This is a genomic window from Dorea sp. MB18-49, assembly GCF_023669465.1.
GTDB lineage: Bacteria > Bacillota > Clostridia > Lachnospirales > Lachnospiraceae > Dorea_A > Dorea_A longicatena.
The window spans coordinates 249,002-265,978 of the sequence record NZ_JAMOYX010000001.1 but is presented as its reverse complement, the minus strand read 5'-3'; the positions used below and the strand labels follow the sequence as shown (position 1 = coordinate 265,978).

General features: G+C 42.3%; 16 protein-coding genes. 1 reads left to right on the top strand and 15 read right to left on the bottom strand.

Features of this window, described 5'->3' with window-relative positions; all coding sequences use genetic code 11:
• Positions 1–100: 100 nt before the first annotated feature.
• Positions 101–1,312 carry a stage II sporulation protein P gene (locus NCY30_RS01380; RefSeq protein ID WP_006427583.1) on the bottom strand — a complete coding sequence of 404 codons (1,212 nt, stop codon included), beginning with the start codon at positions 1,310–1,312 and terminating at the stop codon, positions 101–103.
• Between the two features lie 100 nt (positions 1,313–1,412).
• On the bottom strand, positions 1,413–2,402 hold the full coding sequence (gene gpr / locus NCY30_RS01375; RefSeq protein WP_044920047.1) for a GPR endopeptidase: 990 nt from the start codon (positions 2,400–2,402) through the stop codon (positions 1,413–1,415).
• A 187-nt stretch (positions 2,403–2,589) separates the two neighbouring features.
• Between gpr and rpsT the strand changes: the two genes are divergently transcribed.
• The gene (rpsT, locus tag NCY30_RS01370; protein ID WP_022415540.1) at positions 2,590–2,853 is read left to right on the top strand and encodes a 30S ribosomal protein S20; all 264 of its coding nucleotides are present in this window, start codon (positions 2,590–2,592) and stop codon (positions 2,851–2,853) included.
• A gap of 323 nt (positions 2,854–3,176) precedes the next feature.
• Here the strand turns inward: rpsT and ilvC are convergent, their stop codons facing one another.
• The 13 genes from ilvC to NCY30_RS01305 form a co-directional block, all read right to left on the bottom strand.
• Positions 3,177–4,196 (bottom strand): ketol-acid reductoisomerase, encoded by a 1,020-nt coding sequence (ilvC, locus tag NCY30_RS01365; protein WP_055214036.1) that lies wholly within the window; start codon positions 4,194–4,196, stop codon positions 3,177–3,179.
• A 128-nt stretch (positions 4,197–4,324) separates the two neighbouring features.
• Positions 4,325–4,846 carry an acetolactate synthase small subunit gene (ilvN, locus tag NCY30_RS01360; protein ID WP_022415542.1) on the bottom strand — a complete coding sequence of 174 codons (522 nt, stop codon included), beginning with the start codon at positions 4,844–4,846 and terminating at the stop codon, positions 4,325–4,327.
• Between the two features lie 131 nt (positions 4,847–4,977).
• Complete coding sequence (locus tag NCY30_RS01355) at positions 4,978–5,649, bottom strand: HAD family hydrolase (RefSeq protein WP_006427588.1); 672 nt, start codon at positions 5,647–5,649, stop codon at positions 4,978–4,980.
• A gap of 94 nt (positions 5,650–5,743) precedes the next feature.
• A complete protein-coding gene (locus NCY30_RS01350; RefSeq protein ID WP_161143146.1) occupies positions 5,744–6,442 on the bottom strand; it encodes a TraX family protein in 699 nt (232 codons plus the stop codon).
• 16 nt (positions 6,443–6,458) lie between these two features.
• The gene (locus NCY30_RS01345) at positions 6,459–8,525 is read right to left on the bottom strand and encodes an ABC transporter permease (protein WP_250818408.1); all 2,067 of its coding nucleotides are present in this window, start codon (positions 8,523–8,525) and stop codon (positions 6,459–6,461) included.
• Positions 8,515–9,354 carry an ABC transporter ATP-binding protein gene (locus NCY30_RS01340; protein ID WP_022415546.1) on the bottom strand — a complete coding sequence of 280 codons (840 nt, stop codon included), beginning with the start codon at positions 9,352–9,354 and terminating at the stop codon, positions 8,515–8,517. Before NCY30_RS01340 ends, NCY30_RS01345 begins: the two co-directional genes overlap by 11 nt.
• A 96-nt stretch (positions 9,355–9,450) precedes the next feature.
• Positions 9,451–10,470 (bottom strand): sensor histidine kinase, encoded by a 1,020-nt coding sequence (locus NCY30_RS01335; protein WP_161158834.1) that lies wholly within the window; start codon positions 10,468–10,470, stop codon positions 9,451–9,453.
• Entirely contained in the window at positions 10,467–11,153 is a 687-nt protein-coding gene (locus NCY30_RS01330; protein WP_055193756.1) for a response regulator transcription factor, read from the bottom strand. Before NCY30_RS01330 ends, NCY30_RS01335 begins: the two co-directional genes overlap by 4 nt.
• 128 nt (positions 11,154–11,281) lie before the next feature.
• Positions 11,282–12,820: a 2,3-bisphosphoglycerate-independent phosphoglycerate mutase gene (gene gpmI, locus NCY30_RS01325; RefSeq protein WP_250818407.1), complete on the bottom strand. Its 1,539-nt coding sequence runs from the start codon at positions 12,818–12,820 to the stop codon at positions 11,282–11,284.
• Between the two features lie 95 nt (positions 12,821–12,915).
• Complete coding sequence (gene tpiA / locus NCY30_RS01320) at positions 12,916–13,665, bottom strand: triose-phosphate isomerase (RefSeq protein WP_006427595.1); 750 nt, start codon at positions 13,663–13,665, stop codon at positions 12,916–12,918.
• Between the two features lie 19 nt (positions 13,666–13,684).
• Positions 13,685–14,878, bottom strand: a complete 1,194-nt coding sequence (locus tag NCY30_RS01315) for a phosphoglycerate kinase (protein ID WP_006427596.1) — start codon at positions 14,876–14,878, stop codon at positions 13,685–13,687.
• Positions 14,879–14,970: 92 nt separating this feature from the next.
• Positions 14,971–15,984 (bottom strand): type I glyceraldehyde-3-phosphate dehydrogenase, encoded by a 1,014-nt coding sequence (gap, locus tag NCY30_RS01310; protein ID WP_006427597.1) that lies wholly within the window; start codon positions 15,982–15,984, stop codon positions 14,971–14,973.
• Positions 15,985–16,134: 150 nt separating this feature from the next.
• Complete coding sequence (locus NCY30_RS01305; RefSeq protein WP_055302822.1) at positions 16,135–16,971, bottom strand: histidinol-phosphatase HisJ family protein; 837 nt, start codon at positions 16,969–16,971, stop codon at positions 16,135–16,137.
• Positions 16,972–16,977 lie beyond the last annotated feature (6 nt).

Below are 16,977 nucleotides of genomic sequence, written 5' to 3'. Positions count from 1 at the left end.
TGTATGACAGACATTGAAAAACATCACATCTGATACCTTCCACAAGTATCATACAGATTTTCCCATACTTTGGATATCTTATCATAAAAATATTTTCGAATCAAGACAGCACCTGATGCAGAAGCTCTGCAAGAAGTTCCATGGCATTTCGCATCTCTTCTACTGTATTCGTCTGTGCTCCTGCCTCGACCAGAAGTGTCTTCGGTTTGAAATGCATGTTATAGCGGTATGCCCGAAGGAAAATGTGTCTGGCAAATCCCGGATAATATTTGGCTGCTGCAATCTCCATCTGAAGGGAAAATGCCAGATTGTCTTCCAGATATGGATTCGGAAGATAACTGATATTTCCATTTGCCCGCGTTCTGCTGAGTCCGTTGAAGAACATGATCTGCGCCGTCTGTCTGCCATCCACCTCTGTCACAAGATGTGTCCCTTCCGCCACACCGTCCCGGTGGAGGTCGATCACCACTTCTATGCTTGGATTATCTTTTAATATCTTCTGCACATCCGGTTCCGCAAGCTGATATGCTTTGCTGCGGTCCAGTTTGCCATTTACCAGATCATAAACACCTGTGTGATGATACGTCTCGATTCCATACTTTTGATTCAAAAGATCTGTCAGATACGTTCCCATACCTACAATCGATGTATTCGCATCCCCCGGAACAGAATCTTTAAACTGCTCCTGGGAATGTGTATGATAGATCAGCACCTTCGGTCCGGCTGCCTCTTCATTAGAATTGGAATTCAGCTTCATATTCTTTCCAAGCAGCCGGTCTGCATTGATCAGATTTGCATCCGCCATCGTACTGCTGTCCACTGTGTAAAAATGGCTCATCAGATATTCGTAATCTCTTAATTTATCCATGGATATGTCTACTTTAGCCTCCGGTATCTTCACCATCTCCTGCTGCGTGACACTTTGCTCCTGCGTAATGAGCTTTCCATTTTCATCCACGGCATTTTCATCATTTGCCTGCTTTTCTAATATCATGGCATAGGTCTGGGAATCTTCGGCGATAGTATCCTCTTTTTCCGCTGACAGATAGGTTCCAATCGGGAACAATTTCATCACTGTCTGTGTCACATCCTCTGCAGGACCTCCGACATGGTCTTTTTCCGATGTATAAGTCAGTGTCGTCATTATATTTCCGACAGCACAATCTGCAATGACCTCTTTTTCTTTTTCCAGGAATGATATTTTCAGTTCTCGTACTGTTCCATTTTCTTTTATTACATGACCTCTTATGAAACAGGTCAGAAGTATTCCAGCACTGCCCCAGGCTGCACACTTCATATATTTTTCCAACATTCTCTGCCTGTCTTTCTTTTTCACATTTTTAACACCTCTGCCGTTTACTGATTTTTACGATATCTTAGTTCTTACTATAATTATGGCAATATTGTAAATGTTATGACTGCATTATTTTTTCTTTCCCCGCAAAAAGCATATTCATTGCTTCTGAAATTGTATAACTGATTCGTCTTACTGTATCATCAATATCTTTTGGTGTCACAAACATACCATTCAGATGCGGAGCAATCAATTCCTTTACCAGTTCATATTTCTCTGCGGAATTATATCCCTGCAATACCACTCCCACCCCTTTTAATGTTTCTGATGTTTCCAGTGCCGTAATAAAGTTCTCCATTGTATCATTCACAATGGTTGCCGCATCCACAACTGTCGGCACTCCGATTGCAATGACCGGAATTCCCATCGTATCTTTTGTAATCTCACTTCGGTGATTTCCAACCCCTGCTCCCGGATAAATTCCCGCATCAGAAATCTGTATTGTCCGGTTCAGTCTTTTGGTACTTCTTGCTGCCAGTGCATCAATTACCATAATCAGATCAGGGGTTGTCTCATTTACTATTCCCCGTATAATTTCTGCAGACTCCATCCCGGTCTGTGCCATCACTCCCGGAACGATCGCACTTACAATCCTGCTTCCGCCTTTTCCCACTGCATACCTTCCATATTCCTGCACAATATGTCTGGTAACATTCAACTGATCCACCACATACGGTCCCAGTGCATCCGGTGTCACTTCACGATTGCCAAGGCCTACAACAAGTACCGAATATCCTTTTTCCTGATTTTCTTCCGTATCTTTCATATATTTTTCCAAAAAATCTGCCAATGTCTCCGATATTTCCCTGTGATACCCTTCATCTGCAGCTGCCATATTCGGCGCTTCCAGTGTCAGATATGTTCCCACAGGTTTTCCCATCGACTTCGCCCCATTTTCCGTTTCAATCCTGACCGTTGTGATCTTAATCTCCTTTTCTTCATCATACTCCTCTTCCAGAACGACACCTGATACTTCCACATGATCCGATTCAAACCGTTCTTTCTGTTCCATCGCAAGATCCGTCCGTATCTTATACTTCTCCACCATCATTTTTATCCATCCTTTCTCAAATTAATGCTAGTTTTTCCAATATTTTCAGAAATATGTATTGACAGATTCCAATTCATGCCCTAAAATAAATTCGTATGTTTCGTTAGATCGTCCGTGTCCGGCTCTAACGAACTGGAAATCGAATTAAAAAAATCGAAATACATTGTTATCGGAGGTGGACAAATTGGCTAATATCAAATCTGCAAAGAAAAGAATTTTAGTAAACGAAACAAAAGCTGCTAGAAACAAAGCAATCAAGTCTAAAGTAAAAACTTGCGTAAAGAAAGTTGAAACAGCTGTAGCTAACAAAGATGCCGCTGCTGCTGCAGACGCATTAAAAGTTGCAATCGTTGAAATCAACAAAGCTGGAAGCAAGGGTGTTTACCACAAAAACACATGCTCTAGAAAGATTTCCCGTCTGACAAAAGCTGTTAACGGAATTGCTTAATAATAGAGATTAAACTCGAGTTGCAAAATTTTTAGAACCCGGATCATCCCGTCAATGATCTGGGTTTTTTTCTATTTAATTCATCATCGCGGCCTCTCAGTCCACGAGAAAGACTTGGTATTCTGTTTGTTGCTGGATGTCACAATGCAGAAGTTCTAAGGCAGTCCGCCTTCCCTAAGGGCAAAAGCCACTCCGCTCAAACTCACCCCTACGGGGCTCAAACAGTTCGCTCCGGATAACCAGCTTAGTGAATTAACTAGAAAAAGGATACAGCAATCGCCGTACCCTTTTCGTATGTATTCTTATTCTAACAAATCTGATGATTAGTTGTTGATCAGTTTGTCTTCTCCATTCCAGCTGTAGAGCTTTCTGATCTCTGCTCCGACTTTCTCTGATGGATGTTCTGAAGCAAGTTTTCTCATAGCTTTGAAGTGTACCTGACGTCCTGCTGGAGACATGTCTAATAAGAAGTCTTTTGCAAATGTTCCGTCCTGGATGTCTGTCAGAATCTGTTTCATAGCTTTCTTTGTCTCAGCTGTAACGATCTTAGGTCCTGTTACATAGTCACCATATTCAGCTGTGTTAGAGATAGAGTATCTCATTCCAGCGAATCCTGACTGATAGATCAGGTCTACGATCAGTTTCATCTCATGGATACACTCGAAGTAAGCGTTTCTTGGATCATATCCAGCTTCGCAAAGTGTCTCGAAACCAGCCTGCATAAGTGCACAAACACCACCGCAAAGTACTGCCTGCTCACCGAAGAGGTCTGTCTCTGTCTCTGTTCTGAATGTTGTCTCAAGAAGACCAGCTCTTGCTCCACCGATTGCAAGACCATATGCAAGTGCACGATCCCAAGCTTTTCCTGTAGCATCCTGCTCTACAGCGATAAGGCAAGGTGTTCCTTTTCCAGCCTGATACTCACTTCTTACTGTGTGTCCCGGTGCCTTAGGAGCGATCATTGTTACATCTACATTCTTTGGTGGGTTGATGCATCCAAAGTGAATGTTGAAACCATGAGCGAACATTAACATGTTACCTTCTTCAAGGTTTGGTTCGATATCTTTCTTGTACATATCTGCCTGTAACTCATCGTTGATCAGGATCATGATGATGTCAGCCTGTTTTGCTGCTTCAGCTGCTGTGAATACTTTGAATCCCTGAGCTTCAGCTTTTGCCCATGATTTACTTCCTTCATAAAGACCAACGATAACATCGCATCCAGACTCTTTTAAGTTCAGAGCATGTGCATGTCCCTGGCTACCATAACCGATGATAGCAATCTTCTGTCCCTCTAATACTGATAAATTACAATCTTCCTGATAAAAAATTCTTGCTGCCATTATAGCATACCTCCTAAAAAATAAATGATTTTTTATTTTCTTAAACAAGGGGTCGCCCTTCCACCGGGCTCGTCTCTGTTTAATGTCTGATTAAAATGTGTTACTGTTTGTCCATTATAATATATCAATTATAATGTGTTGATGTTTCCTTCCTGATCAATGACTGTTACATCCTTGATTCCTCTCTGCAATCCGGTAATACCTGTTCTTGCAAGTTCAAGAATCTCGTAACCTTCCAGAAGTTCCAGAAACGCATCTACTTTTGAACCATTTCCTGTCAGTTCCACCATCAGGGAATCCTTCTCTACATCAACAATCTTCGCGCGGAATATATCCGCCACAGATATGATCTCCGTTCTCTCCGTCTTATTCGCCCGAACTTTCACCATGATCAGTTCACGATATACCGAATCTTCCGGCTGAAGTACTTTGATCTCAATGACATCTTCCAGCTTTCTGACCTGCTTTTCGATTTGCGATAAGATCAGCTCATCTCCGCTGGCCACAATGGTAATTCTGGTAAATCTCGGATCTGCCGTAACTCCGGCAGTTATACTGTCGATACTGTATCCTCGTCTGCTGAACAGTCCGGATACACGGCTTAATACACCGGGATTATTGTCTACCAACAATGAAAATACTCTTTGCATATTGCACCTCTTTTCTATCATTTATAAAAAACAGAGTGCGTTCTGTTTTTTTATAATAACAACTACTTCTTCTTTTGTCAAGTATTGGCACCCATATTTTTACATTTTTCACAAAATGCAGGATTACCGCATTATTTCAAGATGATCCCGGCAATGTCTTCCGGCGTCCCGGCAACGTATACTGCGCCCGCTTTTTCCAGTTCTTCACGGTTGCCGAATCCGTATAATACCCCCATACAGTCAAGCCCTTCCTGCTTTGCCCCAAGCACATCATGTTCACGGTCACCGATCATCAGTATCCTCTTCTTATCCTGCATCCGGCAGGTATCGATCAGATATCCGATCACCTCTGCCTTACTGCCTCTGCCTCCGTCCAGTTCCATACCTGCCACATATTCAAAATATTGATCCAGGTCAAAATGTTCAATGATCCTTCTCGCATATACTTCCGGTTTGGACGTCGCGACAAAAAGTCTTTTTCCTGCTGCCTTCAATGCCTTTAATGATTTTTCAAATCCGGGATACACCGAACACTCAAAAATCCCCGTATCCTGATAATATTCCCTGTAATACTCCACCGCCTTCCAGCTTTTCTCATCGTCAAATCCATAGAATCTGGCGAACGAATCGGTAAGCGGCGGACCGATGAATTTATATAATTTTTCCCGTTCGGTCTCTTCGATTCCGAATTTCTCCAGCGCATACATCACCGAATTCGTAATTCCCGGTGAAGAATCGATGATCGTGCCATCCAGATCAAAGAAACAGATATCATACATTTTATCAAGCTTTTCTTTTTCCATATTCTCTACCTGCCTGCTTCAAAAAATACCGGAGCTGTCCTTCTGCGTTTTTTCCGCATTCGTCACACCCCCGGTATTATTATAACCGTTCCCTCTATACTTTTGCAAACTGTATCATCCAGAGAAGCAGAAGATGCACCGGATAAAATCCGTAGAAAAACCATTTTTCCCAGCCGTGTGCTGTTTTATCTGCTTTATTATACATACACTGTATAACCACTCCCGATGCTGCCGGCCCGATACAGGCACATGCAGAATGTATGAGCGCACTCTCCAGCCCGCAGTCCGCCCTGTATGACAACACATTCAACAGAAAGAAGAGTCCCACTGCTTTTCCATATGCCAGTGATACTTTTTTCCTGTCCCCATATGCATTTGCAAACAGCATCGTAAATACCGGTGCCAGAAGTGCCCAGTCCGTCCAGAGCGAACAGATTACCAGCACGCACAGCCATAGCATTTTCTCCCCTTTATGTTTTACGTGATCTGCAACCCACACCACTCCCAGACATAGAAGAAGGCTGAACATCATGTTCAGGTTCGTCTGTTTCAATGCCAGCATGAAGGGGATCTGTGAAAGGATCCCAAATACAAGCAGCCGCAGTGCATAGTTCTTTACAGATCTTGTGTAATGATATCCTTCCACAAGGAAATAGCACATAGTAATGGCTGTAAAATACCCGATATCAACCATAACTTCCTGCCCTGTACTGCCTTCTTTTAAAAATATATAGGCAAAATGATTACAGAACATAGCTGCCATTGCCAGATATTTTATTGCATTTCTACTCATACTTCCCTCTCCATTTTCATTCTTCGATATTTCTGATAAATCCGACATAGGTCGCTCCAAAATAAACTACATATACGCCAAAGAACAGGGCGAATGAAATTGCAAAATACTGTAACACCGGTGTACTGACTCCTGTATAAAAGTTAAATCCGGCACCCATATACACCGCTATGATCCCGCTGATCACTGCCGAAAGGATTGCCGGACACAGATAATACCCGGACAGCTGACGGAATACGGTCTGTTGGATCTCGCGTCTTCCAAGGCCGATTTTCGAAAGCACCTGGTAGCGGAACCTATATTTTGCCGAATCGCTCAGCTGTTGTACCGATAGCACCGTCAATGCAATACACAAAAATACCAGCCCGATATACATACATGGGAATGTGATGCAACTCATCATATATCTGACCTCAGCCGATGCATTTTCCCGCACAAGATTCACCGCAGCATATGTGACAATGGTATCCGTACCATAACATACATTATCATCGTCTTCTTCCATGTATGTATGACCGGCATAATCATGTTTATCTGACAGATCATCCAGCTTATTCTGCAGGTTATCCGGTACTTTTTTCTTCACACTTACCGCAAGTTCCGAATAGTACGGTGTCATCTGCTGTATCCGTTCATCCGGCACAACGATGATATAATCGCCGCCGTTATGTCCGTCCTGCGAAAATGATTCGGTGCAGATCTTCCTACAGGTCAGTGTCTCTCCTCGGTCCTGAAGCTTCACGTCATCCGTAAAATCTCCGGTTTCCTTATATACTCTTTGCTTCATCTGAAGGATATATTCATTTTTTTCAAGCGTTTCCGTGGAATATCCCAGCATTTTTCTCAGATGATTGTAATCACTCAGCCCCATATATGTATCATATCTGCAATATGCATCATCATCGGAACCTTTACGTATCTTTTTCTCATCCGGTGTTCCGTCTTCTCTGCGGTACTCATCTCCAAAATACCGCAGATGCGTATACAGCCATGTATTCATTGTGTTCGTATGATTTTCATAAATACGGTACACGCACGAATCCTTTACACCTGCTTCTTCTCCGACAATATCCAATTCCTTTGCAAAATCATATTCCGGATTCTGACTGTTCACCTGTACATCAAATGGAAATTTCATCTCTAAAACCTGATTCTGCCAGTCCGTAAACATTAATGCAACCGAGCACCCCAGAAATGCGACCATAAAAAGCACCGTAAGTGTTCCCATGGTAAACCGCATCGTTTTCAATTTAGATGCAAACTGACGCAGCAGGAACAGATTCTGCCCCCGGTAGACCGCATTTCCTTTTTTCTTCACATAGCAGATGATCCATGCGGAAAGCCCTGTATAAAACACATACATTGTAATAAACAGACCCGTCAGAAATACTGCTGCCCCTCCCGGCGACTGTATATTTCCGCTCAGTATCCAGACACCGAACGCAAAGATGAACAGAATGGAAAACGGCAGTAATAACCGCTTTATTTTTTCATTCTTTTCTTTTAATTCCTCATTCTTCTGATTTTCTCTCATCAGATCATGAATGTTCATCTTGCGGAATTTCCGGCTGCACCGGAACAGTGCCAGCAGATAACATCCTGCAAAGCAGCACACAGTCATAAGGAAACAATATCCATTGAATTCCAGATGGGGTCTTAGTTCCACCTGTATGACACTATAAAGGACAACGAGCAGCACCTGCTGAAGCAACATTCCAAGGCTCAGTCCTATCACAAAGGAACACACACCGAGCAGCAGATTTTCTTTCATATAAAGCCCGGACACTTCCTTTTTATTCATTCCGATCAACAGATAGATACCGAATTCACGGCTCCTTTTTTCCAGCATGAACCGTACCATATAATTGATCAGCCATGCAACGATCAGTACAATAAAGAATGTGGCAATACCGATCATCGCTGCCATTATCGCTGCCATTTCATACATTTTCTGAAGATCCTTCGAAAAAATGATACTGTTAAATGCAAACATCAATGATACCACAAATGTCATCGTCAGCACATACACCAGATAATCTCTGGCGGAACGTCTGACATTGCGCAGTGCAAGCTTACCGAACATCTGACAGTTCACCTCCTGTCAGAGATAATACATCCAGGATCTTATTCAGAAATTCCCGCCTTTCTTCCACTCCTCTTACCAGTTCATGGAATATCTTTCCATCTTTCAGGAAAAGAATACGGCTGCAGTAGCTGGCTGAAAACGCATCATGTGTAACCATGAGGATCGTAGAGTGCATATCATGATTCATCTTGCGGAATGTTTCGAGCAGCATCTGTGCCGCTCTGGAATCCAGCGCACCGGTCGGCTCATCTGCGAGGATCAGTTTCGGACGATGAATCATCGCTCTGGCACAGGCACAACGCTGCTTCTGGCCACCGGATACCTGATAGGGGAATTTATCCCGGATTTCTTCGATATCAAGCAGCTTCAATATGTGATCACATTTCTCTTGGATCTCTCTTTTACTCTTGCTGTGCAGCGTCATTGCCAGCACAATATTCTCTTCTATCGTAAGTGTATCTAACAAGTTGTAATCCTGAAATATGAATCCAAGATTGTCTTTCCGAAATTCCGCCAGTGCCTCATCACTCAACTCTGTAATATCCGTTTCTCCGTAGTATATATGCCCTGCAGTCACACGGTCAATCGTAGACAGCATATTCAAAAGTGTTGTCTTTCCGGAACCCGATGCTCCCATGATTCCCACAAATTCTCCTTTTTGGACGCAAAAGCTTACCCTGTCTACCGCTTTGGTGATGTTCGTATCACTTCCGTAATATTTTTCCACATCACACACCCGGATCTCTCCATCCGGGATTCTGCCTCCTGCCAGGATTCTGTCTGTTTTTTTCTCTGTTGTCTTGCCATGCTTTCTTATTCTTCTCATCCATATCATCCTTTCCGGTCTTTTTGTAATACTCTTTTTCATCTCTACTTTACCCGTCCGGACCAGAAAGATGTATCGATGTATCTTTCAGTTATCTTACATTTTTGAAAGATAACTGCTGACCGGAAATGTAAGGATCATCTTCGTGCCTTCACCACGGACAGATTCCGCCTCGATGGCAATTCCAAGCTTTTCACACAGCCGTCTGCACAGATAAAGACCCATCCCCGTAGATTTCTTACCATTTCTTCCATTGGAACCGGTAAAACCTTTTTCAAAGATTCTGGACATCTCTTCTTCCCGTATTCCGGTTCCGTTATCTTCTACGATCAGCCGGACACCATGACCGTACCTTTCCGTGTAAATATGAATATACGGATGGACCTTTGGATTCTCACTTTTATATTTCACACTGTTCAGCATAAGCTGGTTCAGTATAAAAAGGATCCACTTTTTATCGGTATACGCAAGATCAGGGCACTCCACTTCCCCGCGCACTCCGTTACTAATTAGATAATACTTATTTTTTATCAAAATTTCAGAAGCCGCCTTCCCAAGGTCTGTCTCTTCAATCATATAGTCTTTGTATACCTTTTCCATTCTGGCATAATACAGAACCATATCTACGTCATTTTCAATCCGTTGATTCTCAAGACTGATCTGTCTGGTCACTTCGTCTTTATGATTCTCACACACAAGCTGGATACTGGTAATCGGTGCTTTGATCTCATGCACCCAGCTTTCGATATAATCCCGATAATCATTCTGTTCATCTTCAAGCATACGGATCCGTTCGATCACAGATTTATTCGATCGTCTGATCAACTCCCGGTAGATCCGATCTTCCAGATATGGTGAAGCTGGCAGCAATTCTCCAAGCAGATATCTCTGATCTACATTTTCCAGAATATGTTCTGCCCTGTCAAAATATTTCTTCCTGCGATAATATCCTGTCACAATCCATATCCCAAGGATGATCCACCAGAAAATGAGAATCAGTGCAGCTGCGTTTCTGTTATACCCTGTAATATAGAAGAACCCCATCAGTAATATCATACACAGGAGGTGCAGCAGACATATTAGAATCTTATCTTTTATATATTCCGAAAATCTCATATGCGGTACCCCATTCCCCGTTTTGTCTCAATGAAATCCGTCACTCCGATGTCAGCCAGTTTTCCTCTGAGTCTTGTAACATTCACACTTAATGTATTGTCATCTATGAAGACTTCATTGTCCCACAGGTATTCGATCATATCCAGTCTCGGAACAATCTCACCCTTTTTCTGATATAGAAGATGCAGGATCTTCAACTCATTTTTCGTAAGATCCGTCTTTTTTCCTTCATGCTCTATGCAGCCTCCCACAACATTTAGGATTACACCTTTATATTCCATGTTCAAGGCATTACCCCTTGATTTCTCTGCATTTTTATCAGTAGTTCTTTTTAGTACTACGCCTATTCTTGCCAGCAGAATCGGTGGATTGAACGGTTTCGTGATATAATCATCTGCCCCTTTCAAGATTCCGGTCAGTTCATCCATGGAATCTGTCCGGCTGGTCAGAAATATGATTGGAATATCTGAATGTTCTTTCAGCTTCGTACAGATGTCAAAGCCGCTTTCCCCCGGAAGATTCCAATCCAGGAGTACCAGATCCGGTGCCGGTATCATGCTGCATATCTGCTCTGCCGTATCTTTAAATTCTTCGATTATCTCTGCTTCATAAAAAGCATTTTCCAGGAGCTGTTTTAATTCCTTTCGGATACCCGGATCATCTTCTACAATAACAATCTTCATGTCGTTCTCCTCATGATGTTCCTTTTATAATTATACTGATAAATACAGAACAGATTGTAGAAAATACGCTTTTACATTTTCCACAATCTGTTCATTATAGTATATAACATACGTTGAATATGTTTGTATTATTTCACAAGAAGTGATGTTCCAGTCATCTCAGCCGGCTGTTCCATACCCATCAGTTCGATCAGTGTAGGTGCAATATCTGCCAGGCATCCGTCTTCTTTCAACTTGTATGCAGGATCTGCATTTACAAGGATGAATGGTACAGGATTGGTTGTATGTGCTGTAAATGGCTCTTTTGTCTCTTCATCGATCATGTACTCTGCATTACCGTGATCCGCACAGATGAACATCTGTCCGTCAGCTTCTTTTAATGCTTCGTAAGCCATTCCTACACACTCGTCAACTGCTTCAATCGCCTTTACAGCAGCTTCGATTACACCTGTATGGCCTACCATATCAGGGTTCGCAAAGTTGATCACGATCACATCATATTCGTCTGATTTGATTGCTGCAACCAGTTTGTCACATACTTCATATGCGCTCATCTCCGGTTTCAGATCATAAGTAGCAACCTTAGGAGATTTTACAAGGATTCTGTCTTCCCCTTCATTCGGTTCCTCTACACCGCCGTTAAAGAAGAATGTTACATGTGCATACTTCTCTGTCTCAGCGATACGCGCCTGTTTTTTGCCATTCTTTGCGAGGAATTCACCAAATGTATTGGTGATCTCTTCTTTTACGAATGCAACCTTTTTATTCTCGATTGTAGCGTCATATTCTGTAAAGCATACAAATGTTGTCGTGATTCTGTTTCCTCTTTCAAATCCGTCAAAGTTGTCGTCACAGAAGGTTCTTGTAAGCTCTCTTGCTCTGTCCGGACGGAAGTTGAAGAATACTACCGAATCATTTTCTTTGATCGTTGCAACCGGTGCGCCGTCCTTTGTTACTACAAATGGTACAACGAACTCATCCGTTACATCTGCATCATAAGAAGCCTGGATTCCCTCTGTAGCAGAAGCAGCTGTCTCGCCTTCGCCTGCTGAAAGTGCCTTGTAGGCCTTTTCTACACGATCCCAGCGGTTATCACGGTCCATTGCATAATAACGTCCGGAAACACTTGCAACCTCTCCTACGCCGATTTCTTTCATCTTAGCTTCTAACTGCTCTACATACTCTTTTCCTGAAGCCGGTGGTGTATCACGACCGTCAAGGAAGCAGTGAACGTATACTTTCTCAAGTCCCTGTCTCTTAGCCAGTTCCAGAAGGCCGAAAATATGTCCGATGTGGCTGTGAACACCACCGTCAGATACCAGCCCCATCAGGTGCAGTGCAGAATCATTCTTCTTGGCATTCTCACATGCAGCCAGAAGTGCTTTATTCTCAAAGAATACACCATCTTCAATTGCCTTTGTGATCTTTGTCAGTTCCTGATAAATGATACGTCCGGCACCCATATTCATATGGCCAACTTCTGAGTTACCCATCTGTCCGTCCGGAAGTCCTACTGCAAGTCCGCTGGCATTTCCTTTTACACATGGATATTCTGACATCAGTTTATCCATAACAGGTGTTTTTGCCATAGCAATTGCATTACCTTCTGTCTTTTCATTCAGTCCATAACCGTCTAAGATCATAAGTACTGTTGGTTTCTTACTCATTTTTAATATCACCTTTCGTCTTAAATATCACTTTTACAGCATAAAACCGCAGGAAGCAGTCAAACGAAAGCCTCCTGCGGCTGATTTTCTAAATCTTATTTGTAGTTTACGATCTTTCCGAAATCAGCTTTCAGAGATGCTCCACCTACAAGTCCGCCGTCGATATCAGCCTGAGCGAATAACTCTGCTGCATTTCCAGCGTTTACAGATCCGCCGTACTGGATACGGATAGCTTCTGCTGTAGCTTCATCATATACTTCAGCGATGCATGCACGAATACCAGCGCAAACTTCTTCAGCCTGCTCTGTAGTAGCTGTCTTACCTGTTCCGATAGCCCAGATTGGCTCGTAAGCGATCACTGCTGTCTTAGCCTGATCAGCTGTTACATTCTGGAATCCAACTTTAACCTGCTGACGGATGAAGTCCATTGTTACACCCTGTTCTCTCTGCTCCAGAGTCTCTCCACAGCACATGATTGGTGTAATACCATGCTCGAAAGCTTTCAGCATTTTCTTATTTACTGTCTCGTTTGTCTCTGCAAAGTATTCTCTTCTTTCAGAGTGTCCAAGAACAACGTATTTTACTCCTGCATCTGTAAGCATAGCCGGAGAGATTTCTCCTGTATATGCTCCGCTTTCTTCAAAATACATATTCTCAGCACCAACCTGGATATTTGTTCCCTTTACAGCCTCTGCTACAGGGATAATGTCGATTGCAGGTACGCAGAATACTACGTCTACATCTTCATTAGCTACTAATGGTTTTAATTCTTCAACTAAAGCTACTGCTTCACTTGGAGTTTTGTTCATTTTCCAGTTTCCGGCTACGATTTTCTTTCTTGCCATCTTTCCAAATCTCCTTATTCTATTTATCGTTAGCTGCTGCTACACCCGGGAGTTCTTTTCCTTCAAGGAATTCAAGAGAAGCTCCACCACCTGTTGAAATGTGTGTCATCTTATCTCCATATCCCAGCTGGTTAACTGCTGCTGCAGAATCTCCTCCGCCGATGATTGTTACAGCGTCTGTGTCTGCAAGTGCTTTTGCAACCGTTTCTGTTCCTTTTGCAAATTTAGGCATCTCGAAGCATCCCATTGGTCCGTTCCATACAACTGTCTTAGCATCTTTTACTGCATCGCTGAAGATCTTAGCTGTCTCTGGTCCGATGTCGAGTCCTTCCCATCCTTCTGGGATCTCTCCAGCTTTTACTACCTGAGTATTTGCATCATTAGAGAAATCATCTCCGACAACGTTATCTACAGGAAGAAGAAGTTTTACACCTTTGGCTTTTGCTTTTTCGATCATGTCAAGTGCATACTGGCAGTAATCTTCTTCCAGAAGGGATTTTCCGACTGTTCCGCCCTGTGCTTTTGCAAATGTATATGCCATTCCTCCACCGATGATCAGAGTATCTACTTTGTCAAGAAGGTTCTCAATTACAGAAATCTTGCTTGAAACTTTTGCTCCGCCAAGGATTGCTACGAATGGTCTTTCCGGATTGTTGACTGCATTTCCAAGGAAATCAATTTCTTTCTGCATAAGGTATCCAACAACTGCTGTATCTACGTATTTTGTAACTCCTACGTTAGAGCAGTGTGCACGGTGTGCTGTTCCGAATGCATCGTTAACAAATACGTCGCAAAGAGAAGCGAGATCTTTACTGAATGCATCTTCATTCTTTGTCTCTTCTGCTCTGTAACGTGTGTTTTCAAGGAGGATAACATCTCCATCTTTCATCTCAGCTACTGCTGCTTTCGCATTTGGTCCAACAACTTCCGGATCAGCTGCAAATTTTACTTCCTGTCCAAGGAGTTCTGAAAGGCGAACTGCTACAGGAGCAAGAGATAATTCTGGAACCGGCTGTCCCTTTGGCTTTCCAAGATGAGAGCAAAGGATAACCTTTCCGCCATCAGCGATTAATTTTTTGATTGTAGGAAGTGCTGCAACAAGACGATTCTCGTCTGTAATCTTTCCATCGATAAGCGGAACGTTGAAGTCACATCTTACAAGTACTTTTTTCCCTTTTACGTTAATGTCATCTACAGATTTTTTATTAAGCATAGTACTGCCTCCTGGTTATATATTTTATAACTGCAAAAAGGGTCCGGCCCAATAAGACCGGACCCTTTGTGAGTCTTAATTCATGCTCTAAATTATGCTAATTCAGAGAAGTATTTGATTGTTCTTACCATCTGGCTTGTGTATGAGTTCTCATTGTCATACCAAGAAACAACCTGAACTTCTGTAGTTCCGTTTTCCAGTGGAAGTACCATTGTCTGAGTAGCATCGAATAATGAACCATATCTCATTCCAACGATATCGCTAGATACGATTTCATCTGTGTTGTATCCGAAGGACTCTGTAGAAGCTGCTTTCATAGCTGCGTTGATTTCATCAACTGTTACATGTCCTTTTACAACTGCTGTAAGGATTGTTGTAGATCCTGTAGGTGTTGGTACACGCTGAGCAGATCCGATTAACTTTCCGTTCAGTTCTGGGATAACAAGTCCGATTGCTTTTGCAGCACCTGTGCTGTTAGGTACGATGTTAACTGCAGCTGCACGAGATCTTCTGAGGTCACCTTTTCTCTGTGGTCCGTCAAGAGTCATCTGATCTCCTGTGTAAGCGTGAATTGTGCACATGATACCAGACTCGATTGGTGCAAGATCGTTAAGAGCTTTTGCCATTGGAGCCAGGCAGTTTGTTGTACAAGAAGCTGCAGAAATTACTGTATCTTCTGGTTTCAGTGTTTCGTGGTTTACGTTATATACGATAGTTGGCAGGTCGTTTCCAGCTGGTGCGGAAATAACAACTTTTCTTGCTCCTGCTTTGATATGAGCAGATGCTTTTTCTTTAGATGTATAGAATCCTGTACACTCCAGAACTACGTCTACACCAATCTCTCCCCAAGGAAGTTCTTCAGCGTTAGCTTTAGCATAGATTTTGATTTCTTTTCCATCAACGATGATAGAATCATCTGTTGCTTTTACAGTATCAGCTAAAGCGTATTTTCCCTGTGAAGAATCATATTTTAACAGGTGTGCAAGCATCTTAGGAGATGTTAAGTCGTTGATTGCTACAACTTCATATCCTTCTGCTCCGAACATCTGTCTGAATGCAAGACGTCCAATACGTCCAAATCCATTAATCGCTACTTTTACTGCCATGATTAATTCCTCCTAAAGTTTGTTTATTAACTACTTATGCAGTCTACATTGTGAAATCTTTCTCAAGCCCTTTAGAAGCTCTATCAAGACCTCTCAACTGCTAATAATTGTACTTTATCTGATACAAAATTTCAAGAGGTTTTCCTATTTTTATATAAGTTGCTTAAAAACAGGCTTTTGTTCAAAAAATTCTGTATAATATTTAAAGCCACAGGACTTCAAAATTTCTTCTGCCTTTGCAAAATCATACGCAATATGCTCAGGTTTATGTGCATCGGCTCCAATCGTAATGATCTCACCGCCAAGCTCACGATAACGCTTCAATACATCCGGATGTGGATGTGCGAACGGAAGTCCATACTTCAATCCGGCCGAATTCACTTCCAGACCCTTTTCCTTCTCAATCAATAGTTTCAAAATCTCGTCTATAATATCCGCATAATCTGTATACGAATATTCTTTTTCCCTTGATTTTCCATATCTTACAACATAATCCAGATGACCAAGTGTCTGAAAGCAGTCCGAAGTTCTCACATTTTCCAGCGTTGTCTCCATCATCAGACGGTACGCCTCTTTGTCAGTACGGTCTGTAAAAAGCTTTTCTGCCGCAGGATCAGTATATAATATGTTCCCTTCCGCATCTTTCTTATACGGAACATTGTGAACCGATCCAATCACGAAATCAAACGGATATTTCTTCGTCAGTTCTTCATAATAATCTTTCAGATATGTCCTAAGTCCCAGTTCTATTCCAATCCTGATATTCAGTTTTCCTGCATATTCTTCCTGAAGTTTCTGCATTTCCACAAAATAAGCATCCACATCAAAGATACCTTCTTCTCCCCATTCCAGATCATCCTTGTCAAAATGATCCGTAAAGCAAATGGTTTTCAACCCTTTTCTGACTGCCTCATCCGCCATATCGCGTGGACAGGCTTCGGAATCCGTTGAAAACCATGTGTGCATATGCATATCCGCCTGTATCATAACTTA